Origin of the sequence: Bradyrhizobium barranii subsp. barranii (genome assembly GCF_017565645.3) — a bacterium.
GTDB classification, from domain to species: Bacteria; Pseudomonadota; Alphaproteobacteria; order Rhizobiales; family Xanthobacteraceae; genus Bradyrhizobium; species Bradyrhizobium barranii.
Map to the genome: position 1 here is coordinate 2,424,402 of NZ_CP086136.1, position 21,995 is coordinate 2,446,396.

Below are 21,995 nucleotides of genomic sequence, written 5' to 3' on the forward strand. Positions count from 1 at the left end.
CCAAGAAGAAAGTGGAGGGTGCCGGCGGCAGCCTGTGAGCTCGCGCGTCGATGCGTCTTGCCTGGGAAGGAGATGCCGAGCATGCCGGGAAGACAACTGGTCCGTGGAGTCGTTGCTCTGCTTGCGGCGCTGGGCGCCGCTTCGGCCGCGACGGCCGGAAACTACGACACCGGCGCGACCGACACGTCGATCAAGCTCGGGCAGACCATGCCCTATTCGGGACCGGCCTCCGCCTATTCCGCGATTGGCCGCGCCGAGATCGCCTATTTCAAGATGCTCAACGACAAGGGCGGCATCAACGGCCGCAAGGTCGAGCTGCTCAGCATGGACGACGGTTATTCGCCGTCGAAGACGGTCGAGCAGGTTCGCCGCCTCGCCGAGAGCGACGAGGTGCTGGCGATGTTCTCGATGCTCGGCACCGGTCCCAACATCGCCGCGCAGAAATACCTCAACGCCAAGAAGATTCCGCAGCTGTTCCCGTCGAGCGGCGCCAGCCGCTGGAACGATCCGCAGCATTTTCCCTGGACCACCGGTTCGCAGCCGACCTACCGGACGGAAGGCCGCATCTATGCCAAGTGGATTCTTGCGAACAAGCCGAACGCCAAAATCGCCGTCATCACGCCGAACGAAGATCCCGGGCGCGACTATCTCGCCGGCTTCAAGGAAGGGTTAGGGGAGCACGTCAACCAGATCGTGTCCGAGGCCACCTACGAGACATCGGATCCGACCGTCGACTCCCAGATCGTCAAGTTCAAGGCCGCCGGCGCCGACGTTGTTTTCAACGAGTGCACGCCGAAATTCGCGGCGCAGGCCATCAAGAAAATCGCCGAGCTCGGCTGGAAGCCGCAGATCATCCTTCCCGCCGTTTCCAACTCCGTCGGCTCCGTGCTGGTGCCGGCCGGGCTCGACAATTCCGTCGGCATCGTCACCGGTGCTTTCCAGAAGGATCCCGGTGATCCGCGCTGGGAGAATGATTCCGGCATGAAAGCCTGGCGCGAATGGATGAAGACGTACAATTCGGGCGCCGATCCGGCCGACGTATTCAACGTCACCGGCTACACCATGGCGCAGATCATGGAGCTGGTGCTGCAGCGCGCCGGCAACGACCTCACCCGCGCCAATTTGATGAAGCAGACGCAATCCTTCAAGGATGTCGAATTGCCGATGCTGCTGCCGGGCATCAAGCTCAACACCTCGGCCGAGCAGGTGACGCCGATCCGGCAGTTGCAGATGGCGCGCTTCAACGGCAAATCCTGGGAGCTGTTCGGCGACGTGATCGGCGAATAGGATCGACGCAATCTGACGGGCGGGCTGGTACCAGCCCGCCCGCCTGTCTTGTCCCGCAGTTGCTTCCTCCAACGACAGTGAAACGACGATGACACCGACCGGCCCCCTCAGCGGTATCCGCGTTCTCGATCTGACGAGCGTGCTGTTCGGCCCCTACGCCGCGCAGATGCTCGGGGACTGGGGCGCCGATGTCATCAAGGTCGAGCCGCCCGCGGGCGATACCTGGCGCTACACCGGCGTGTTCCGGAACCGCGGCATGAGCGGCCAGTTCATGGCCGTCAACCGCAACAAGCGCAGCCTCGCGCTCGACCTGAAGCATCCTGACGGCAAGGCGGCGCTGGCAAAACTGATCCCGACGGTCGATGCGCTCGTCACCAATGTGCGACCCGCGGCGATGGCGCGGCTCGGCTTCGGTTACGAGGCCTGCGCAAAGCTCAATCCGCGGCTGATCTATGCCGCGGCGACCGGCTTTGGCCAGGACGGGCCGTGGGCAGCACGCCCCGCCTTCGACGAGATCATCCAGGCGGCTTCAGGCCTTGCGTCATCGATCGGATCGGACGAGGAGCCGGAATTCGTTCCGAGCCTGATCGGCGACAAGATCTGCGCGATGGCGATGGTCGGCGCGGTGTCCGCGGCCTTGTTCCGGCGCGAGCGCAGCGGGCAGGGCCAGATGGTCGAAGTCCCCATGCTGGAAACCATCGCCGGCTTCAACAGTATCGAGATGCTGGGCGGGCACGCGTTCGATCCGCCGATCGGCCCGACCGGCTACAAGCGGATGAAGAACCGGCGCCCGGTGCAGACCAAGGATGGCTGGCTGACGATGCTGCCTTACTCCGGAGACAATTGGTGCGCGTTCTTCGAGGCTGTCGGCCGCCCCGAGCTGATCGAGGAACTCGGGGTGCGCGATCCCGTGCTTCGTTCCCAGAACATCGACAAGGTCTACGACCGCATGAGCGAGATCGGGCCGACCCGCACCACCGCGGAGTGGGAGGAATTGCTGCTGCGCTTGGACGTGCCGCACACCGCCTTCGCCCGGCTCACCGAGATCGGCGAGCAGCCGCATCTCGCCGCCGTCGCATTGTTTGCGGATATCGATCATCCGACCGAAGGCCGAATCCGGCAGGCGCGGCCCGCGACGAAATTCTCGGAAAGCCCGGCCGGCATCCATCGCATGGCGCCGCGCCTCGGCGAGCATTCGCGCGAGGTGTTGCGCGAGGCGGGCCTGAGCGAGGCGGAAATCCAGGCGGCGGTGGATAGCAAGGCGGTCGGGGTCGCGTCCTGAGCCGGCCGGCGTTCGGGAACCGCATCTCTGTGATGACGGTCACATCCTGCTGTCACGGGCGGGTCTAGCGTAGGTCTGTTCATCTTCGCCCCGGATGCGGTCATGACCACCACCGGCTTTGCCTTCGTTCTGCGCAGGCTGGGCCTTGCTGCCGCCCTCATCTGCGTCCTCCTGAGCCTGACCGTGTTCGCGGTCCTGCTAATCGTGGAGCACGAGCCGGTCGGGCAGGCTGCCGCGCACGCTCTGCCGCTCATGGTGTATGCGCTGTTCGGCCTGTTCGGCGCTGCAATGACCCGGCTGATCGGGCGCCGTACCCACTAACCGGACATTGTGCCGCAGCGATTCGTGACCAGCCCCGGGCCAGCTCCGGCGCCAGCCCACCTTCCGCCCGCGCGAGCCCTCGTATATGAGAGATTTGCCGCCCGATAGGTCCGAATATTGCCGGATACGGAACGCAAGGTGGCTGCGAATTCTTAATTCAAAGATCGCAATCTGACGTGATCGACGTACGGCGCGGACTGGTACTTGGACCGGGGAATGGCATGAAAGACCTGATGACGACGGCGCAATCCACCACGGCGATGCGGCGTTGGCGGCCCCCCGGATTTGTTGCGCTCGCAACGGCCATTGCCCTGACGGCGCTGAGCGGAAGCGCCGAGGCGGCCAAGCAGACCCGCCAGCCGGCCGAGGCGGTGGCGCCGCGCGAGGCCGGCGAGCCGATTATGGCGATCGTGTCGATCAAGAGCCAGCAGGTCACTTTCTACGATTCCGACGGCTGGATTCTGCGCGCGCCGGTGTCCACCGGCACCACCGGGCGCGAGACGCCGGCCGGCGTCTTCGCCATCGTCGAGAAGGACAAGGACCACCGCTCGACCATGTATGACGATGCCTGGATGCCCAACATGCAGCGCATCACCTGGAACGGCATCGCGCTGCATGGCGGGCCGCTGCCGGGCTATGCCGCTTCGCACGGCTGCGTGCGCATGCCCTTCAACTTCGCCGAGGGCCTGTTCGACAAGACCAACATCGGCATGCGCGTGATCATCTCGCCGAACGACGCGGCCCCGATCGATTTCACTCACCCCTCGCTGTTCGTGCCGAAGCGCGAGGCCATCGCGGCCGTGCCGAACCGGGCCGACAAGCTCTCCGCGGAAGCCGAGGAGGCGATCCAGGCTGCCGCCGAGGCCAAGAAGGCTGCGGCCGCGGCCGCGAAGGAGGCCGCGTCGCTTCCCGCATCGCTGCGCAAGCTGGAACAGCAGAAGGCCAAGGCCGACGCCGAGCTTGCTTTCGCCGACAAGAAGATCGCGGCCGCCAAGACCGATCAGGCGCGGGCGCAGGCCGAGGAGCTGAAGCAGAAGGCCGCGACCAAGGCCGCCGACGCTGCGTCGGCGCTCGATGCCGCCAAGGCCGCCGCACAGCCGAAGCGCGACGCCGTTGCCGCCACCAAGGAGGCCGCAAAGGTCGCGGCAACGAGGAAGGCCGATGCCGTGACGGCTGCGACCGACGCCAAGCTCGCGCTCGAACCGGTCTCGGTCTACATCAGCCGCGCGACGCAGAAGCTCTACGTGCGGCGGAACACGCACAAGCCGGCGCCGGATGGCGGCGGCGAAGTGTTCGACACCAGCATCGAGGTGCCCGTCACCATCCGCAATCCCGACCAGCCGCTCGGCACGCACATCTTCACCGCGATGGCGAAGACCGATACCGGCCTGCGCTGGAGCGTGGTCACGATCGAGAACGGCGACGGTGCCAAGGACGCGCTCGATCGCATCACCATTCCGCAGGACGTCTGGGATCGCATCGGGCCGACGGCATTGCCGCGTTCGTCGATCGTGATTTCGGACGAGCCGCTGAGCGCCGAGACCAACTACCGCACCGAGTTCGTCGCGGTGCTGAGCAATCATCCGCAGGGCGGCTTCATCACCCGCAAGCCGACCGCGCCGCCGCCGATGGAAATGGCAAGCGATGACAGCTGGGGCAATGGCGGCAACGGCTTCGGCTTCTTCTTCCAGCAGCAGCCGAACCCGCAGCCCGTCAATCCGCGCCGCCGCGGCCAGTATCAGTATTATCAGCCGGCGCAGCCGATGCAGCGGGGCTTCTGGTAGGACGGCGCGCCGCGCTGGGCCGCGTCATCGCCTGAGCTGAAGATATCTGTCGTCGGCGACCGCAGCGGCGCCGACGACGGGCATTCCGGCTGTCTACTGTGGACCCGTCGACATGCCCTGCAACTGCCGAAGCGGATTGAGCGGGCCAAGCGGGATCAGCTCGAAGCTCATGAGATGAGCCTGCCCCAGGGGCAGCTTTTCGAGCATGTCATGAGCGGCCGCGATATCCGTGACGTTCAGGATGAACGCGACGCCGACACGATTTTGCAGCGAGTACCACTGGTCGATTTTGCCATCGAGATAGAGCTTCACCGTCTCGCGCACTTCCATCGGCAGGATGGCGCGCGCAGCGGCGACATCGGCGCCGGGGTTTACCGTGCCGATCGCGAGAATTCGGGTGGTCGGTGTCGGTGGCGTGGGTGACTGCGCGCGTCCGGGGACGGCGGAGGTCAGGCACAGGGCGAATGCCAGGAGACCGGCAGCGAGTGTAAGCTTCATTTGAAATCCTCCATGTTCCGAGGTTTACGCTCTTCATTTAGTCATGCTTCGCCGGCAGCGATTGCCGCACGTTGCATCGCCGCCGTGGAACGGCGGCGATGCGGGCCGGTTCGGAAGGTTGGTGGAAGCGTCGCGTCGGTCTGGCGCGCGGTCACTTGCCCTGGATGAGCATGCCCAACGGCGCGAGCGGACCGACTTGCATCAGCTCGTAGGTGGCGAAGCCGTCGGTGACGAGCGGCAGTGCTTCCACGGTCGCCTTGGCCTGTTCGAGGGATTCGACGTTCATCAGGAAGACCACGCCTGGCTTGTCCTGGCGAAACCAGAACTGCTCGATCTTCCCGTCGAGATAGAGCTTGAGCGTGGCCGGCACTTCCCTCGGCATGATCTGCTGCCGCTGCTCGGTGTCGGTGCCTTGCCGATGTTACCGATGGCGATGACTTTCATGTGGGCTCCTTTGGATTGCTGCTTGTCAGTGGACGGCATCGGATCAAGGGCCTCCTGCAATGTTGTCAAAAACGCTATTTTTAGAGGCGTTTACGCCATCGATCCCTCGAGCACACATCTGGAATAGCTTTGTTTGTTCAGATGATTGCCCTTATCTATCGATCGCGATGAAGGCCCTCGTTCCGGTTGCCGTTGCATCGCAAGCTAGGCTTTCTTCCGTTCGAACGGTATTGTCGTAAACGACAACTTTGAGAGCGTTTCCGCCATGCGCATTCAATTGCTCGCCCTGGAGGGATTTTGGGACACCGGGCTGACCGTGACGCTCGACGCGTTCACGATCGCCAACAATTTCGCAGCCGCTCAAACGGGCGGAGCGCCCCATTTCGATGTCTCAATTGTCGGCGTGCGGAAGAAGGTCCGATCCGGGCAGGGCTTTGCGATCCCCGTCAAATCGGTAACGTCCGATCTGAAGCCGGACTGGGTCATCGTGCCGGCGTTGAATACGAGCCGGCCGGAACAGCTGATTCCGGCGCTCGACCGGCGCGATGTCAGAGAGGCAGTGAAACAGCTCCAGTCCTGGTACGCCGAGGGCGCGCGCATCGCCGCGTCCTGCATCGGTACCTTCGTGCTGGCGGAGGCGGGGCTGCTCGATGGACGGGACGCGACCACCACGTGGTGGCTGTCACCCTTGTTTCGCCAACGCTACCCCAATGTTCGTCTCGATGAGACACGCATGCTGGTGACATCGGACCGCGTCGTCACGGCGGGCGCTGCGATGGGGCATCTCGATCTTGCGCTGTGGTTCATACGCCAGGCGAGCCCCGAGCTCGCGGCCGTCGTGTCGCGCTATCTGCTCGCCGACCTGCGCTCCCTGCAGGCGCCCTTCATCATTCCCAATCACCTCGCGCAGGCCGATCCGCTCATCCAGCGTTTCGAGCGCTGGGCGCGCGAACATCTCAAGCAAGGGTTTTCGCTGCAGGAGGCCGCCAGTGCGCTCGCGACGAGCGCACGCACCTTGCAGCGCCGGTGCGAGTCGGTGCTCGGTAAGTCTCCGCTCTCCTACTTTCAGGATCTGCGAGTCGAGCGCGCGCAGTCGCTGCTGCATGGCAGCGGTCTCGACGTCGATGCGATCGCCGCCGAGGTCGGCTATGAGGACGGCGCGACGCTCCGGACGCTCTTGCGGGAACGGCTCGGACGCGGCGTGCGCGAGCTTCGCGCAAACCTGCGCTGAGGGTCCGCACCTACGGCCGAGCCTCGATCACGATCGCCTGAATCTTGCCTTCGACCGCTCCGGACCCATGGCGCGATCGGAGTGCCTCGGCGACGAGGTCGGTCGCAGCCTGAAGCTTGCTGGCATCCCTGGCCTCGATCTCGCTCCGCAGCGGCGTACCCTGGCAGAGCGCGATCGCGACATACTCGGCCGACGGCGCGCGGCTCACCGCAGCAAGCGTTTGGATCGAGATGTGGCGGAAGCCCGCTTGTTCCAGATCGGCTCTGATAATGGCCTTGTCGTGATAGCCATGCGGCGTCCGCACCATGAAACGGGGCGGATCATCGGGAAACATTTTTCCGAGCGCGGCGGTGGCGTCGTCAGCGAACACGTTCTCCTCGATGCGGTCCCAGACGTTGAATACGAACGTGCCTTCCGGTCGCAACACCCGCTTTGCCTCGGCATAGCCTTTGACGCGGTCGGGAAAGAACATGACGCCGAACTGGCAGCAGACCGCGTCGAATGCGGCTTCGTCAAAGGGCAGGGCGGTGGCATCCGCCTGATGCCATGTCATGCGCGGGTCCTCACCCTGGCGCTGCGCCGCGATCGCGAGCATCGGCTCGTTGAGATCGGTTGCGACGTAACGGATGCCGGGAGGCAGCGCCGCGGTCACGGCCCGCGTAACGGCGCCGGTACCTGCCGCGGTTTCCAGTATCGTCGACGGGGAAAGAGCCGCGATACGCTTCGCGATGTCGGCGGCGTAGTGGGCAAAGATCAGCGGGACGAGATACTCGTCGTAGATTTTCGGAATCGAGCCGGCGAAAACCTTGTCAGTGTTGGACATGCTTGCCTCGCTGAAGGTTCGGACACGAGGTTCATGCTACCATGGATCGCGGTCGTACCGCAGCAGTCGCCTCTTCCGGGCGCAAGCCGGCGATCGGATGCTAAGATTTCGCTCCGCCGACCTCGCGGATCGGCCGCGTCCCGTCCCAGGTCATCGCCGCCTGCCGGACCTTCTCGAAGAACGGCCCCTTGGTGCCGCTGATGTCGGAGATTTCGATGATGGTTCCTGGATGGGCCTGCGTGTCGAAATAGGCAAAGCGTCCCTTGTCTCCGCCGATCTGGCCTTCATGGCCTATCCTGTAGCCGAGCCCGAGTGCCTTGTCGTAGAGCGCCTGATAGTCACGGCTCCAGTAGGACATGTGCTGCAGGCCTTCGTGGCCGGCGTCCAAAAATTCCTTGTACAGCGAGGGCGCGTCGTTGCGCTGCTGGATCAGCTCGATCTGGAGATCGCCGGAATTGGCCAGCGCAATGCTCATCTCGACCGCGGAGTCCTGGCCGCGGTGGCGGAACCAGTCCGTCTTGACGCGGTCCATGTAGTACCAGGGACCGACGCCCATCACCTCGATCCAGTGCTTCATGGCGGCATGAATGTCCCGCACGACGTATCCGTTCTGGCGCACCGCGCCGAAAATGCGGCTCATGCCCGCGCTCCCTTCTGATCGCTCGCGATCGTCACTTGACCTCTATCCCTGCATCCTTGGCAACCTGCTTCCAGGCCGCGATGTCGCGGGCGTTGATGTCGCGCTGCTCGTCGCCCGGCACGTATTGCGGCGTGATGCCGAGCCCCAAAAGCTTCTCCTTCACCTCGGCATCGCCCAGCGCGTCCTTCAACGCCGCCGACAATTTCTGTGCGATCGGGGGAGCGAGGCCGGCGGGACCATACATCGCCCAGGACAGGCTGCGGTCGAACGGCACGCCCTGTTCCTTGTAGGTTGCGACGTCAGGCAGGCTCGGCGAGCGCTCGCCGCAGGCGGCCAGCGCCTTGATAGAGCCGTCCTTCACCAGCGGCGTTGCGGTTGCCATGTCCAGCGTTGCAAGCGAGATGTGGCCGCCAAGCAGGTCGCCCGCGAGTTTGGCGATGCCGTTGAACGGCACGTGATCCATCTTGATGCCGGTCTGCTGCATCAGGATTTCCGCACAGAATTGCCCGGTCGAGCCGACGCCCCAGCTTCCGTACTGGATCGGCTCGCCCTTCTTGGAAAGCGCGATCAGGCTCTTGATGTCATTGGCAGCAAAGTCTTTGGTTGCCACCAGCATGATCGAGGACGTCCCGATGCGTCCGATCGTCGTAAAATCCTTGATCGAATCGTAGGGCAGTTTCGGATAGATCGCCGGCGCGAGCACATGCGTGGTCATGCCGCCGACGGTGATGGTGTAGCCGTCGTTCGGCGACGCCGCTACCATCTGCGTGCCGAGTGTGCCGGCAGCACCCGTGTGGTTCTCGATATAGACGCCCTGTCCTAGCGTCTTGCCCATCTTGTCGGCGAGCAAGCGGCCGATCACGTCGCCGCCGCCGCCGGCCGCATAGGGCAGAAGCATTTTGATCTTGTGCGTGGGGTAGGCGGCAGGATCCTCGGCGTGTGCCGGCAGCGCCGCCGACAGCAATGCGAGCAATGACAGCGTGACGGTGCGCAGCTTCATGATGGCTTCCCCTAATCCTCGAAACGAAATCTGTAGGCGTCGCCGTGCCGGATCACGCGCCCGGCGGTCGGCGCCGGAAAATGGCCGGTGAGAAGATAGCTCGACGTGTCCGCGAGCTCTTCCAGCAGCACCATCCGCGTCGCGACCGCCGCGGCCGGATCGACGTCGGCGGCATTCGACAACCACGGCGCGGCGCACTGGATGGGATGGTGGATGACGTCGCCGGACATCACCGCGTGATCGTGGCCGCCATTGAGGTGGATCTGCATGTTGCCGGCGGTATGGCCCGGTGCCGGCGCGAAGCGCAAGCCTGCGTCGCGATCGGCGAACAGGCGATGATCGGTCTCGACGAACTCGGCGAGGCCCGCCGCGACCACCGGCAGCACGGAATCCTCGAACGAGCCGTGGTTCACGGGGTTCTTCGGTGCCGCATTGTGCGTGGCTTCGAAGTGTCGATATTCGGCGCGCCCCATCAGATAGCGCGCATTGGGGAAGGTCGGCACCCAGCGGCCGTCCACGAGGCGCGTGTTCCAGCCGACGTGGTCGACATGCAGATGCGTGCACATCACGAAGTCGACCTCTTCAGGCGCAACGCCCAGCGCCTGCATGTTGTCGAGATAAGGCCGGTTGAGGTTGTCCCACACCGGCACGCGCGGCCGCGGCTTGTGATTGCCGCAGCAGGTGTCGACGATGGCGGTCCAGCGCGGCGTGCGCACGAGATAGGAGTGGTGGCTGAGGATGAAGCGTCCGGTCTCCGGTTCGATATAGCGGTGATCGAGCCAGCTCCGGTTCTCCGCGATCACCGCGTCGGTGACGTTGGCGAACAGCCAGGTCTTCTCGAAGGCAAGCGAAGGGATCTCGCTGACGAGATCGATCCGCATGCTGCCGATCCTGACCTGCCGCATGGGCTCAGTTCTTCAGGAGATCGCCGAACGGCACCCAGCGCGTGCCGTCGAAGCGGATGAGCTGGAGGCTCGTCATCGGCGTGTAGTGCTCGGGCGAATTGTTCACCGCGGTGCCGTTGATCAGCATCGGGAGCTTTACGTCCTTGAGCGTCGTGGCCTGCTTCATCACATTGGCACGGGTGAGGTCGTTTCCGGACGCCTTCAGCACCGTCACCAGCGTCTGCGCGATGGTGTAGCCGTAGACATTGAGCCAGTCGCTCTTGTTGGCGTCGGGCAGGTACTTGTCCATGAACGCCAGCCATTCCTTATAGCCCGCGTCGTCCTTCGAGGTCGGGTCGGTCGCATCCTTCAGGTACTGGCTGGAGATCACGCCGGTGGAATTGTCCTTGCCGGCCGGCTCCAGCACGCCGCTGATCGAGGCCGAGACGTTGGAGATGATGGTGACAGGCTTCCAGCCGATCTCGCCGATCTTGCGGATCGCCTGCGCCGCGAATTTTGGCGTTGCCGCCACCAGCACGATTTCTGCGCCTGCGGTCTTGAGCTGCAGGATTTGCATATCGACCGTCGGCGCCGAGGTCTCGTAAGCCGCGCGCGCAACGATCGTCTCGCCGCTGCCGAGCCCTTCCTCCAGCGCCTTCAGATAGTCCTTGCCGAGGTCGTCGTTCTGGTAGAGCACGCCGATCTTCGCATTGGCGTGGCTCGCCTTAATATATTTGGCGTAGGCGATCGCCTCGTCGCGATAGGTCGGCTGCCAGCCAACGGTCCACGGAAAGTTCTTGGGATCGTCCCACTTCGCGGCGCCAGAGCCCAGGAAGAGCTGCGGCACCTTGCGGTCGTTGAGATATTTGTGCACGGCGCTGTTGGTCGGCGTGCCGACGCCGCCGAAGATCAGCAGCACCTCCTCGCTCTCGACCAGCCGCCGGGTCTGCTCCACCGTCTTCGGCGGGCTGTAGGCATCATCGGCGATGATCATCTGGATGCGCCGGCCGTTGACGCCGCCGTCGTCGTTCACCTTGCGGAAATAGGCCTCCGCCGATTTGGCGATCTGCGCGAAGGCGGACACCGGCCCGCTCAGCGGCGCGGTGGTGCCGATCTTGATGGTCTTGTCGTCGGCGCCGGGATCGTATTTCGCGCTTTGGGCCTGAACGGCACTGGCTGCGAGCAGCGGCAACAGGATGCAGGCCGCACGAAGGCGAAGGCGGGCAAAGCGCGCCATGAGGTCGTCTCCCCAAAATTGCTCTCCGCCTCTCATTGGAGCGGAGTTGAAACGCGAGAACAGCGCCCGAAGCGGACTTGCGGGCCGCGACCGTCGCCGCCAAATTGGCGAAACGAACGATCGTTCGTGCTATTGACTAGCGAACGTTCGTTCGTTAGTCAAGCCACATGGCTGTCCACACCTCCAGCGCGGCGGAAGCGGCTGCGCCCACGACCCGCGAGCGCATCCTCAGCGAAGCGCTCAATCTGTTCGCGCAGAGCGGCTATGGCGGCGCCTCGATGCGCGAGCTTGCGCGCCGCGTCGGCATCCGCGAGAGCAGCCTCTACAACCATTTCTCCGGCAAGGCCGCGATCCTCGAAGCGATCGTGGCCGAGCACGGCCCCGCCAGTTCGGCGAGCCGGTTGAAAGAGCCGCGCTACAGGCAGCTGGCGCGCCAGCCCGCCGCGTTCTGCCGGCAGTTCGCGCTTGATCTCGTCGAGCAATGGTCCGACCCGCGCGAGCACCAATTCCAGAAAGTCATCACCGCCGAACGTAACCGCGTGCCCGGCATCCGCGCCAAATTCGCCGACCATTTTTACGCGCGCGAGCAGAGTATGATGACGGATTACTTTCGCGGTTTTGCGCTCGCCGGCCTGGTCACGACACCCGATCCGCGCGAGACCGCGCGGCTGTTCGCGGCCGGCCTGATCTACATCCGCCTCGAGCATTACGTGATGGGCGCAGCACCTTCGCCGCGGCCGAAGGTGATCGAGGCGATCGACCGCTATCTCGCCTTTTTCCTGTCGCTGATCGCGGCGGGCAATGGCGAAGACAACAAGAAACGAAAACCCAAGGGAGAAACGCGTGGCAAGGCTGCCCCTGATTGATCCGGAGACGACGAGCGGCGATATCCGCGCCTCGTTCGACCGCATGCCGGTCAAGCTCAACATCTTCCGCATGATGGCCCATGCCGAGGCCAACATGATCCCGGCGATGCGGCTCGGCAATTCGATCCTGCACAAGCAGAAGCTCTCAGCCGTCAACCGCGAGCTTTTGATCTTGCAGGCCGCCCAGCTCGAGGGCGGCGCCTATGAATGGCGCCAGCACGTGCCGATCGCGATCGGGGTCGGCTGCACGCAAGGACAGATCGATGCGGTGGAGCGGGCTGACTACGATGCCGCCGGCTTAAGCGATGCTGAGCGCGCGTTGCTGAAGTTCGGCCGCGAGGTGGTCGAGAATGTTCGCGTGCCCGAGGCGACCTTCGCTGCCGCGCGAAAACACTTCAGCGATCAGGAGATCGTCGAAGCCATCGTCGCGCTCGGCTTCTATATGATGATGGCGCGCCTGACCGAGGCAACCGAAACCGATCTCGATCCCGCGGCCGGCATGAAGGTCTATGACGGCGGCAAGAAGTCGGGCGGCTGAGATGGCGGAAACCGATAGCAAGCCGGAGCGTTACGTCCGTCCACCAAGCGCGGAGTCATTGGGCGAAGCGCCGGGCAGGGGACGCCTGAAGGGACGCCGTATCCTGATCGTCGGCGGCGGCCAGCGCGTGTTCGACGCCGCCACCGATCCAATCGGCAATGGCCGCGCCATGAGCATTTTGTGCGCACGTGAGGGCGCGAAGGTGGCGGTGGCAGATCTCAACCGGACGTCCGCACAACAGACCGTCAAGCACATCACCGACGAAGGCGGCGAGGGCTTTGCCATCACTGCCGACGTCACGTCGGAGCCTGACGTCCAGCGCATGATCGAGGAGGCGCATCGCGCGATGGGCGGCCTTGACGGCATGGTGCTGAACATCGGCACTTTCGGCAAGACGGGGCTCGATGCCGTCAGCCCCGAGGAGTGGAACAGGATCTACGACGTCAACGTTCGCGGTCCCATGCTCTGTTGCCGCGCAGCGATGCCGAAATTCGACAATGGCGGCGCCATCGTCTTCATCTCCTCGATCGCCGCGCTGAAAGCGGGATCGCAGATGGCGGCGTATGATTCTTCAAAAGCCGCGCTCGGCGGCCTGATGCGCAACATCGCCCATCTCGGATCGCGCCGCGGCATCCGCGCCAATCTCGTCTATCCCGGCCTCGTCGACACCCCCAACGGCCGCGAAGCCGGCGCCGGCCGCCCCAGCCGCGGCAAGGGCCACGTCCCCTTCGGCCGGCAGGCCACCGCATGGGAAATTGCCTACGCCGTGTTGTTCTTCCTGTCGGACGAAAGCGTCTATGTCACCGCACAGACGCTCGCGGTCGATAGCGGCCTGAGCGGGATGTAAAGCGCCAGCACAATCCGGCGGCGCGGAATTCGATGCCCCGACGAAGCCGAGGTCTCTCTTTATTGCGGCGTCACCGCAGTCGTCGGAGTTTGCGATTCGCTCATCTGCTCAAGTGCCTCCAGGAGCGCCTCGCAGGCCTTCTCGGCCTCGGCGAAGGTACTGAAGGGGGAGCCGCCAAGCTTGATTGCGGACTTGTTTTCTTCAACGGGGCGCCATGAGGCAACCAGGCCCGGCTTTCCGTGAAGGCCAGGACCGGTGCGGCTTTCGTTACTGATCACAAACGAAAATCCGCTGCTGCACGCCATCCAGATTTCAAGTTCATGCACCGGAGTCTCGACGCGCGTAAAGTGCAGGGTCATGTCTCTCTCCAGAGTTTGCTCCGCAGAATGGGCCACGGGCCCAAGCCGTCAGTGCCTACCTGTGCGAATCCCGGATAGCCGCAAGGTCCGAGGTCTCTGATCCCTCGTCTCTCCATGCCGTCAAATCGCCCGGGAGCAGAATGGGATCGCTCTCAACCCGCCTGTTGCGGCTGACCCCTAAGCCAATGAGCCCGCCCAATACCAACGCGGAGCCTGCAATGATCAACCAGTACGGCAAGTCCAACACGGGCATTGCAATTCTCACTGAGAGGAGCGCGTTACGCAATTGCCTGGCCGAAGCGCGAGCGGGTTACCTTTGGATAAGTGTCTGTATTATGCGGCGCTTCAAGCTTCGTGCAAGGTACCCAAAAGGGGTAGATTTCTGACCTAAATTGCCGCCGGCGGGGGCAAGGGGAAGCGATCCGTCCCCCCAAATCTCGTCAAATCCGTCACCGAGAAGATAGGCAAGTTCGACAGCAAGGCTTTTGGTGCGGCCATGAAGGCTGACGGCCGACAATGCCCTGACAAAGAGTGAGGCGCGCGAAGCCCGATGGAGCGAAGCGTCATCCGGGAGCACAGCCTCATCGCGCGAGCTGCCCCGGCATTGCGTTGCGCTTCATCCGGGCTACGAACTGAGGCGCGAGCGCCGCACAATCGCGCGACGGGATGAAACTGCCGGGCAATTTTTGCAGCGTCGTGCGAATTCCACGCGCTACGGCAAGGAAGGCCGACGGAAATCAACTGCGCCTTCGCTGGCACAAAAATTGCTGAATGTTTCCGCGCAATGATCACAGGAATGAAGCCGTGACCAACGTCAGCTACACCGTCCCGCCGAACTGGACCGCAGGCTCCGACAAGACAAGCGCGAGCAAGAACAAGAATCCGAACGATCCGAACATGCTGACGACGGGCGCCTATGGCAACGCGTTCGAGCTGTTGCTCGACAATCGAACCAACGGCGACGGCACCACCACGGAGACGCTGACCTACAAGAGCTACAGCGGCAAGACCAACGGCACGTTCTCGGCGACGGCCGAGACGGGGACGGGAGCCGATCTCGGCAGTGCCTACCAGGCCTTGCTCGCCTCGCTTCAGGCCAATGGCGAGATGGACGACAAGACCGCCGCGCAGCTCGACGACGCCATGGGCAAGCTCGATACCCAATCCGAGAGCGGTGCCAAGGATGCCGAAGTGTCCGGCGGCGGCCTGCTGGTGCAGTCCGGCGGCCCGGTCTATTTCAACGGCATCTCGGCCTATCAGAACCAGTTCGTGGATTCGCTCGTCAACGAGCTGAGCACCAGGCTGAACCTCGACGCCAAGGCGTGACGGCAATTCATCGCTGGTGAAACCGGTTGGCAAAGCCGGCCCAACCCGCGCATGATGCGCGGGCGATCTCGGCCACATGCCTTCCCGGATAAATTCAAGACATGAAAACCACGCTGCTGAAGTCCGAAGACTACACCCGCTCGCCCTGGAAGAACGGTGGCGGCATCTTCACCGATATCGCGGATGCCCATCGCGCCGACGCGCCGGCGAAGGATTGGGACAGCCTGCTCTGGCGCTTTGCCTCGACGCCGATCGTGGCGCCCGGTCCCTTCTCCTACATGCCCGGCATCGACCGCCTGCAGATGGTCGTCGGCGGGCGCGGGCTGGTGCTGAAGTCGCCCACGCAGGATTTTGACGAGCGTGAACCTTTTACGACGGTGCGCTTCACTGGCGAGATGGAGATCGTGACCGAGCTCGAGGCGGGTCCCGTCGAGGTCGTCAACCTGATGGCCCGGCGCGGCGCGGCGGAGATCGAGCTGCTGGCACTCAGGGAACCCGGCGAGCGGCCATTGTCCGCCGGCACGCACCTGGTTTACGCGGTTTCCGGCGATTGCAGCATTCGTCTCAATGGCGAGGATATTGTCATCCCCGACGGCAGCACGCTGAAGGTCGAGCAGACCCAGGCGTCCAGATTGGGACTCGTCTCAGGGCTGGCGGTACTGGGCTCGATTCAGCTCGTCGGCTAGATGGCAATCGCCCGGCGGATGCGCACAATCCATGCACATGGCTAGGTTGACGCCGCGGCGCCGGAACACGATATCTGCCCTGATCATGCGGACCGCCGCGCAAGCCACGATACGAACGGGCAGGATATGACCGCGCCAGACCAAAATCGCCCCACCACGCTATCCGACGGCGTCGTCGACTGGCTGACCAACGGCACGAGCGGCGAGCGCTTCGTCGACAACATCTTTGCCGAGATGTGCATCCGCCTCCAGCAGGCGGGCATTCCGCTCAAGCGGTCGACGATGCACGTCCGGATCCAGCATCCGCAATGGCTCGGCGCCGCCTTTATGTGGTTGGATGGCATGCGCGAGGCGAAGATCTCGCGGGTCGACTTCGATGTGCTCGAGCGATCCGAGTTCATCGGCAGCCCTGTCAGCGAAATGCTGGACGGTGCGAGCGAACTCCGCGAGAACCTCGAAGGCGATCCGTCGCTCGGCCGCAGGCACGCGGTCTATGACGAGATGCGCGCGAAAGGTCTGACCGACTACGTCGCCTGGCCGCTCCACCACACACTCGGCAAGCGCCATCTCGTCACCTTCGCGACCGATCGCCCCGGCGGCTTCGACGGCGCGCATCTAGTTGCGCTCAAGAACGTGCTGCCGGTGCTGGCGCTGGTCAGCGAGATCCGCGTCAAGAACCGCCTGGCGCGAACGCTGCTCGAGACCTATGTCGGCTCCCATGCCGGCGAGCTCATCCTGGCCGGGGCCACGCGGCGCGGCACCGGCACGACGGTGCGTGCCGCGATCATGATCTGCGACCTCCGTGACTTCACGAAGATCTCGGACAACTGGCCGCGCGACGACGTCATCGATCTCCTCAACGACTACTTTGACGCGATGTCAGAGCCGATCGCGCGGCACGGCGGCGAAATCCTGAAATTCATCGGCGACGGCCTGCTCGCCATTTTCCCGCTCAGCGGGCCCGGCGCCTGCGCAAACCTGCTGCGCGCCGTGACTGAAGCCCGGCAGGCTATGGCCGCGCTGAACGAACGGAACAACTGGGACCGGCCGCGCGCCGCTGAACTACGGCATCGGCGTCCATGTCGGCGACGTCATGTACGGCAATATCGGATCGTCCAGCCGGCTCGACTTCACCGTCATCGGTCCCGCCGTCAACATGGCCTCCCGTCTCGAAGCCCTGACCAAGCAGCTGGGACGACCGGTGCTGCTCTCGCGCGCCTTCGCCGAGCTGGTCGAGCGGGAGTTCGAGCTCGAGCATGTCGGCAAATACGAGGTGCGCGGCTTCAGCGATCCGATCGAGCTGTTTGCGTTTCACGGCTGAGGCGGGCTGCTCGCCGCGGCCGTCCGGTTGAAATCTCGCTGACGTAGGATTGCCGATGACCCGCGCGCCACCGATTGCGCGGCACGGCGGAGAAATCCTGATCCTCATCGGCCACGGCCAGCTTGCCATCGTCCCGCACACCCCGGCATCTCCGAACGACGGTCGCCATCGCCGCCCGTCATGGCCTCGATGATGCCGTGACTAACGGTGCATGCGTGCGTCGCTGTGACGTCGATCCAGTTCCGGAATCGGGCGATCGCGCAAACGCGCAATTGTCGGGGTACGTCCCCTGCGCGCGACGGAAGTCGTGCTTATGGGCAATATCGGACGCGTTGTTGAAAGATATGTTCGCGCAGGACGCCTAGGTTGGCTTCACTGGCGGCGTTGCGATTGGTGCCGCAAGATTTGGTCGAGGACAGTCGATGCGGCTGCCTCGATGCAACAGAAAAGGTGATCGACACATCGGACGCGACCACAAGAGGAGACGTCAATGCCAAACTGTTCCCAAGTTTCTGGAAGTCGAACCGCTCGCTGTGCCGCGTGCGACGGCAAGTTTGGCCTGGTCCGCTACTACTCTTGGCGAAAGCCCCTTTGCTCGAAAAAGTGCGTCGAACGTTTGGCGACGCGCCGGCAGGGTGAGCGCGACTGGTTCGGTCGATTTCCGTCGGTTGTCGACATGTTTTCAGAAAACCGCGCGAGGCGCCTATGACCATGCAGATGTCACGACGAGGAAAGGAATATCTCGAGACGGCGCAGAGCCTGCTGCGCGCGGCCCGGACCATGACGGACATCGTGGTCGCGACCCGTCTCGAGATGCTGGCCAATGACTATCAGCGGCGCGCCGAAAAGGCATCAAGCGTCGATGCGGCGAGGTCATCGGCGCGTTCGGCCGGCGCGCGATACGAATCGTACCCGTGATTGCGGGTTGCGCGGTGAGCCGGTCGCCCAATCAGGGCCGTCTGGTCAGTTTCCTCTCTTGCCACCCCGTGGAGCCGATATGGGCGAAGTTGTTCGACTGGTCACAAGAGCCGAGCGCGAGCGTGCGCGGCTGATCCGCGAAGCGCGCGCTAACTATGACGCCGTGTTTCCGCCGGCCGATCCCGACGGTGAACGGCCCGTCGAGCCGCGGTCGACCACTCGGGCGGCGACGCAGAGCCCGAGTACGTCGAAGGAGCTCTCGTGACATGATCAAGATCATTGCCGTGCTCTGCAGCCTCTCGTCGCCGACAGATTGCCACGAGCAGATCGTCACGACCTCGGATTTCGCTGACGTGACGATGCAGTCCTGTCTGATGGGAGCGCCGCAGCTCGCCGAATGGATGGCGCAGCATCCAGCCGAACGTCTCGCGGCGTGGCGCTGCTCGATCGGCAAGCAGGAGGCTCGCAGGGGAGCGTAGGGTGCGAGGAGCCCTGTTGCCAATGCAGGCATGTGCGAATACGTTGGTCGCAGATCCGCCCAAACGTTCCTTCGACTGGCCGCGCGTTCATGCCAAAATTCCTTCGCATCGGAGTCCATCAGTCGAACGTATCGGGATACACGTCGAAGGCGTGGTGTGTCAGGCGCGTCGGCTCGGCGGTTTTCCTGAAGTGGGGCGGCGTGGAGGTCCAAGGCACCGGTGCCGGGCGCAAGGTCTACTGGACGCGCTCGCCGCAGGAGAAGACAGTTCGATGCGGCACGGCGCAGCGTGCCCAGGATTACGCAAAGGCTGCGATCGCGCGGCGTCGCAGCCATCGCTATGAGCCGCTGGTCGGAGCTATCGCGCTCCGGCGTCGCCCCGCCGAGCGCGGCACCGATCTCAAGCGGGCGCTCGCCACCATCCTGATCGTCGATATCGTCGGCTCCACCGCCAAGGCCGCGAAGCTCGGCGATGCGCGCTGGACCAAGGTGATGGGCCACTATTACGCAGCCGTCCGCAAGGAGCTGAAGAGCTCGCGCGGAAAGGAAGTCGTGACGACGGGCGACGGCGTGCTGGCGACGTTCAAGGCGCCGGCTGCCGGGATCAGCTGCGCGACCGCGATCCAGAAGGCCGTGCGCACGCTGGGGCTAGAGATCAGGGTCGGCCTGCATGCGGGCGAGTACACGATCAGCGGCGGCGAAATGGTCGGTCTCGCCTTCCACATCGGCACCCGCGTCGCCGCGAAAGCGCGGGCCGGCGAAGTCTTGGTCTCGAGCGCGGTCAAGGATTTGCTGAAGGCACAATCGACCATCAGCTTCAGGGATCACGGCATGCACCAGCTCAAGGGTGTGCCGGAGCGGTGGAGGCTGTATCGGGTGGAGGCGTGAGGGGGTTCGCAAGGGTGGACACCGGACCGCCTTCGCGCTGCGCCGGCACGGCTTCAATGATGCGGCAGAATCTCGCCGAGGAATTTTTTGGTGCGCTCGTGCTGCGGGGCCCTGAAGAAGATTTCCGGCTCCGCCTCCTCGACGATCCGTCCCTCCGCCATGAAGATCACGCGGTCGGCGACCTGCCGGGCGAAGCCCATTTCATGGGTGACGCAGATCATGGTCATGCCGTCGGTCGCAAGTCCGATCATGGTGTCGAGCACCTCCTTGACCATTTCCGGGTCGAGCGCCGAGGTCGGCTCGTCGAACAGCATCACCTTCGGTTCCATGCAGAGCGCCCGCGCGATCGCCGCGCGCTGCTGCTGACCGCCGGACAATTGCGCCGGGTATTTGGCCGCCTGGTTGAGGATTTTCACACGGTCGAGCAGCCGCCGCGCGGTCTCCTCGGCCGCCGGGCGCGGAATGCCGCGAGAGCGGATCGGCGCCAGCGTGCAGTTCTCCAGCACCGTCATGTGCGGGAACAGGTTGAATTGCTGGAACACCATGCCGACCTCGCGGCGCACCGCATCGACGGCCCTGCCTTGGCTGCCGAGATGGACGCCGTCGACGACGATCTCGCCCTTCTGGTAGCTCTCGAGCGCATTGATGCAGCGGATCAGGGTGGATTTGCCCGATCCGGACGGCCCGCACAGAACGATCTTTTCGCTCGCACGGACCGCCAGGTTGATGTCGGTGAGCACCTGGTAGGTGCCGTACCATTTGTTGACACCGCGCATCGCGATCATCGTGTCCGCCGTGGCTGCGACCGGCATGGCTGTGACCGACATGGCACTCTCCCTCAGCTGACGGTGAAGGGGATGCCGGGAATGCTGTCGGGGAAAGCCGGCAGCGGGTTGTTCATCCATTTCGGATAGATCCTGGCCCACTCGCCGCTGGCGATGATCTTGTCGATGAAGCCGTTGACGAAAGCGTTGATCTCCTTCTCGCCGAGCCGCGTGCAGGCGCCGTTATACAGCTTGGTGAATTCGAGCTTGTTCTCGTAAGCGCCGGGTTTGGATTCGTTGAGGCGCGGAACGTAGAAGATGTTGCCGCCGACCGCCTGCACCTGCCCGGACAGCAGCGCCTGCATGGTCGGCGCATCGCCGTCGAAGCGGCGGATGGTGGTGCCGGGCGGCGCCGCCTTGGTCACGTCGGTGTCCTGCACGCTGCCGCGCGCGACGCCGATGACGTATTTGCCCATGTCGGCCGGCGATTTGATCTCCATCTCCTTCGGCGCGATGAAGGTGATGATGTTGGCGCCATAGGGCTTTGAGAATTGCACCGCCTTGGCGCGCTCCGGCAGCATCGCCATGGTCGCAAACAGGATGTCGACGCGCCCCGACGTCAGCGCCGGGATGCGATTGGCGACGGCCAGCGGCGTGAATTCGGCGGATACGCCGAGCTCCTTCGCAAACAGCTCGGAGAGGTCGGCATCGAGGCCCTCCTGCTTGCCCGTGGAATTGACGAACCCCCAGGGCGGATTGTCGCCCTGGATGCCGATCAGCACCTTGCCGCGCGCCTTGATCTCCGAAGGCGTCACCGCGTAGGCGGCGCGCGACAGCACGAACGGCGAGGCGATCGCGGCGGCGCCGAGCGCCAGCATGTGGCGGCGATTGAACTGGATTGTCTTTTTGGTCATCATTCCCTCCTCTGTGTTGAATTCATCATCGTGCCGCGGTGACGAGCCGCCGCTCCAGCCAGGCGCCATAGAGCGAAAGCGGCCAGCACAGCGCAAAATAGAGCGCGCAGACCAGGCCGAGCACGAGCAGCGGCTTGAAGTTCTGGTTGGAGACGATGGTCCCGGCGCGCATCAGCTCGGTGAAGCCGATGATGGCGGCAAGCGAGGTGCCTTTGATCAGCTGCACCAGGAACCCGATCGTCGCGGGCAGCGAAATACGGATCGCCTGCGGCAGCACGACGTCCTTCATCCGGTCGATATAATTGAGGCTGAGCGCCTTGGCGGCCTCGACCTGGCCGCGCGGCACGGCTTCGATCGAGCCGCGCCAGATCTCGCCGAGGAAGGCGCCGGCATGCAGGGTGAAGCCGATCGAGACGGAGACCCAGGGATCGAGCTTCAGCCCTGCGAGCGCGAGCCCGTAATAGACGACGAACAGCTGCATCAGCAGCGGCGTGCCCTGGAACAGCGCGATGTAGGCGGCCGCGCCGCGTTCGAGCCAGCGCCGGCCCGACGTGCGCGCCAGCGCGACGCCGAGGCCAGCGACCGAGCCGAGCGCGGACAGCGCCAGCGTCCATTTCAGGCCGCCGAGCAGGAACAGGAACTGGTTCTTGTCCATGCGC

At 64.2% G+C, this 21,995-nt stretch carries 25 protein-coding genes and 1 pseudogene; 15 read left to right on the forward strand and 11 right to left on the reverse strand.

Going from position 1 to position 21,995, the window contains the following annotated elements; all coding sequences use genetic code 11:
• Positions 1-72 precede the first annotated feature (72 nt).
• From J4G43_RS11775 to J4G43_RS11790, 4 genes are all read left to right on the forward strand, one after another.
• Positions 73-1,287, forward strand: a complete 1,215-nt coding sequence (locus J4G43_RS11775) for an ABC transporter substrate-binding protein (RefSeq protein ID WP_049803074.1) — start codon at positions 73-75, stop codon at positions 1,285-1,287.
• Positions 1,288-1,375: 88 nt separating this feature from the next.
• Positions 1,376-2,569 (forward strand): CaiB/BaiF CoA transferase family protein, encoded by a 1,194-nt coding sequence (locus J4G43_RS11780; protein WP_208084896.1) that lies wholly within the window; start codon positions 1,376-1,378, stop codon positions 2,567-2,569.
• 102 nt (positions 2,570-2,671) lie between these two features.
• On the forward strand, positions 2,672-2,890 hold the full coding sequence (locus J4G43_RS11785) for a hypothetical protein (RefSeq protein ID WP_208084897.1): 219 nt from the start codon (positions 2,672-2,674) through the stop codon (positions 2,888-2,890).
• Between the two features lie 221 nt (positions 2,891-3,111).
• The gene (locus tag J4G43_RS11790) at positions 3,112-4,674 is read left to right on the forward strand and encodes a L,D-transpeptidase (RefSeq protein WP_208084898.1); all 1,563 of its coding nucleotides are present in this window, start codon (positions 3,112-3,114) and stop codon (positions 4,672-4,674) included.
• Between the two features lie 93 nt (positions 4,675-4,767).
• On the opposite strand, the gene J4G43_RS11795 is transcribed toward J4G43_RS11790, so the two are convergent.
• Positions 4,768-5,172: a hypothetical protein gene (locus tag J4G43_RS11795; RefSeq protein ID WP_063985350.1), complete on the reverse strand. Its 405-nt coding sequence runs from the start codon at positions 5,170-5,172 to the stop codon at positions 4,768-4,770.
• A 151-nt stretch (positions 5,173-5,323) separates the two neighbouring features.
• Complete coding sequence (locus J4G43_RS11800; protein WP_225004805.1) at positions 5,324-5,554, reverse strand: hypothetical protein; 231 nt, start codon at positions 5,552-5,554, stop codon at positions 5,324-5,326.
• Between the two features lie 327 nt (positions 5,555-5,881).
• Between J4G43_RS11800 and J4G43_RS11805 the strand changes: the two genes are divergently transcribed.
• Positions 5,882-6,847 (forward strand): GlxA family transcriptional regulator, encoded by a 966-nt coding sequence (locus J4G43_RS11805; RefSeq protein ID WP_166082167.1) that lies wholly within the window; start codon positions 5,882-5,884, stop codon positions 6,845-6,847.
• 10 nt (positions 6,848-6,857) lie between these two features.
• On the opposite strand, the gene J4G43_RS11810 is transcribed toward J4G43_RS11805, so the two are convergent.
• From J4G43_RS11810 to J4G43_RS11830, 5 genes are all read right to left on the reverse strand, one after another.
• Entirely contained in the window at positions 6,858-7,670 is an 813-nt protein-coding gene (locus tag J4G43_RS11810; RefSeq protein ID WP_208084899.1) for a class I SAM-dependent methyltransferase, read from the reverse strand.
• A 100-nt stretch (positions 7,671-7,770) separates the two neighbouring features.
• Positions 7,771-8,310 (reverse strand): VOC family protein, encoded by a 540-nt coding sequence (locus J4G43_RS11815; protein WP_208084900.1) that lies wholly within the window; start codon positions 8,308-8,310, stop codon positions 7,771-7,773.
• Positions 8,311-8,341: 31 nt separating this feature from the next.
• On the reverse strand, positions 8,342-9,310 hold the full coding sequence (locus J4G43_RS11820) for a Bug family tripartite tricarboxylate transporter substrate binding protein (protein WP_208084901.1): 969 nt from the start codon (positions 9,308-9,310) through the stop codon (positions 8,342-8,344).
• A gap of 11 nt (positions 9,311-9,321) precedes the next feature.
• Positions 9,322-10,215: an MBL fold metallo-hydrolase gene (locus J4G43_RS11825; RefSeq protein ID WP_208084902.1), complete on the reverse strand. Its 894-nt coding sequence runs from the start codon at positions 10,213-10,215 to the stop codon at positions 9,322-9,324.
• A gap of 4 nt (positions 10,216-10,219) precedes the next feature.
• On the reverse strand, positions 10,220-11,431 hold the full coding sequence (locus J4G43_RS11830) for an ABC transporter substrate-binding protein (RefSeq protein WP_208084903.1): 1,212 nt from the start codon (positions 11,429-11,431) through the stop codon (positions 10,220-10,222).
• A 167-nt stretch (positions 11,432-11,598) separates the two neighbouring features.
• Here J4G43_RS11830 and J4G43_RS11835 point away from each other — a divergent pair, with 167 nt between their 5' ends.
• The 3 genes from J4G43_RS11835 to J4G43_RS11845 are packed head-to-tail and all read left to right on the forward strand — an operon-like array spanning position 11,599 to position 13,682.
• Positions 11,599-12,297, forward strand: a complete 699-nt coding sequence (locus J4G43_RS11835; RefSeq protein ID WP_208084904.1) for a TetR/AcrR family transcriptional regulator — start codon at positions 11,599-11,601, stop codon at positions 12,295-12,297.
• Positions 12,275-12,835, forward strand: coding sequence for a carboxymuconolactone decarboxylase family protein (locus J4G43_RS11840; RefSeq protein WP_208084905.1), 561 nt, complete (start codon positions 12,275-12,277; stop codon positions 12,833-12,835). The genes J4G43_RS11835 and J4G43_RS11840 overlap by 23 nt, the downstream gene beginning before the upstream one ends.
• A gap of 1 nt (position 12,836) precedes the next feature.
• Positions 12,837-13,682 carry an SDR family NAD(P)-dependent oxidoreductase gene (locus J4G43_RS11845; RefSeq protein ID WP_208084906.1) on the forward strand — a complete coding sequence of 282 codons (846 nt, stop codon included), beginning with the start codon at positions 12,837-12,839 and terminating at the stop codon, positions 13,680-13,682.
• A 59-nt stretch (positions 13,683-13,741) separates the two neighbouring features.
• Here the strand turns inward: J4G43_RS11845 and J4G43_RS11850 are convergent, their stop codons facing one another.
• Entirely contained in the window at positions 13,742-14,041 is a 300-nt protein-coding gene (locus J4G43_RS11850; RefSeq protein ID WP_166082175.1) for a hypothetical protein, read from the reverse strand.
• An 804-nt stretch (positions 14,042-14,845) separates the two neighbouring features.
• On the opposite strand from J4G43_RS11850, the gene J4G43_RS11855 reads away from it, so the two are divergent.
• The 7 genes and pseudogenes from J4G43_RS11855 (at position 14,846) to J4G43_RS11885 (ending at position 19,658) form a co-directional block, all read left to right on the forward strand.
• The gene (locus tag J4G43_RS11855) at positions 14,846-15,367 is read left to right on the forward strand and encodes a hypothetical protein (RefSeq protein ID WP_208084907.1); all 522 of its coding nucleotides are present in this window, start codon (positions 14,846-14,848) and stop codon (positions 15,365-15,367) included.
• Between the two features lie 101 nt (positions 15,368-15,468).
• Entirely contained in the window at positions 15,469-16,053 is a 585-nt protein-coding gene (locus J4G43_RS11860; RefSeq protein WP_208084908.1) for a HutD/Ves family protein, read from the forward strand.
• A 126-nt stretch (positions 16,054-16,179) separates the two neighbouring features.
• Positions 16,180-17,374: pseudogene (locus tag J4G43_RS11865) on the forward strand (adenylate/guanylate cyclase domain-containing protein).
• A gap of 705 nt (positions 17,375-18,079) precedes the next feature.
• Positions 18,080-18,292, forward strand: coding sequence for a hypothetical protein (locus J4G43_RS11870; RefSeq protein ID WP_208084909.1), 213 nt, complete (start codon positions 18,080-18,082; stop codon positions 18,290-18,292).
• Between the two features lie 79 nt (positions 18,293-18,371).
• Positions 18,372-18,557 (forward strand): hypothetical protein, encoded by a 186-nt coding sequence (locus J4G43_RS11875; RefSeq protein WP_208089610.1) that lies wholly within the window; start codon positions 18,372-18,374, stop codon positions 18,555-18,557.
• A gap of 1 nt (position 18,558) precedes the next feature.
• Positions 18,559-18,771 (forward strand): hypothetical protein, encoded by a 213-nt coding sequence (locus J4G43_RS11880; protein ID WP_014497603.1) that lies wholly within the window; start codon positions 18,559-18,561, stop codon positions 18,769-18,771.
• An 89-nt stretch (positions 18,772-18,860) separates the two neighbouring features.
• The gene (locus J4G43_RS11885; RefSeq protein WP_208084910.1) at positions 18,861-19,658 is read left to right on the forward strand and encodes an adenylate/guanylate cyclase domain-containing protein; all 798 of its coding nucleotides are present in this window, start codon (positions 18,861-18,863) and stop codon (positions 19,656-19,658) included.
• Positions 19,659-19,711: 53 nt separating this feature from the next.
• Here the strand turns inward: J4G43_RS11885 and J4G43_RS11890 are convergent, their stop codons facing one another.
• From J4G43_RS11890 to J4G43_RS11900, 3 genes are read right to left on the reverse strand one after another with little or no spacing between them, the layout of a single operon-like run.
• A complete protein-coding gene (locus J4G43_RS11890; RefSeq protein ID WP_321576346.1) occupies positions 19,712-20,470 on the reverse strand; it encodes an amino acid ABC transporter ATP-binding protein in 759 nt (252 codons plus the stop codon).
• A 26-nt stretch (positions 20,471-20,496) separates the two neighbouring features.
• Positions 20,497-21,339 (reverse strand): transporter substrate-binding domain-containing protein, encoded by an 843-nt coding sequence (locus J4G43_RS11895; RefSeq protein ID WP_208084911.1) that lies wholly within the window; start codon positions 21,337-21,339, stop codon positions 20,497-20,499.
• 22 nt (positions 21,340-21,361) lie between these two features.
• Complete coding sequence (locus tag J4G43_RS11900) at positions 21,362-21,991, reverse strand: amino acid ABC transporter permease (protein ID WP_208084912.1); 630 nt, start codon at positions 21,989-21,991, stop codon at positions 21,362-21,364.
• Positions 21,992-21,995: the final 4 nt, after the last annotated feature.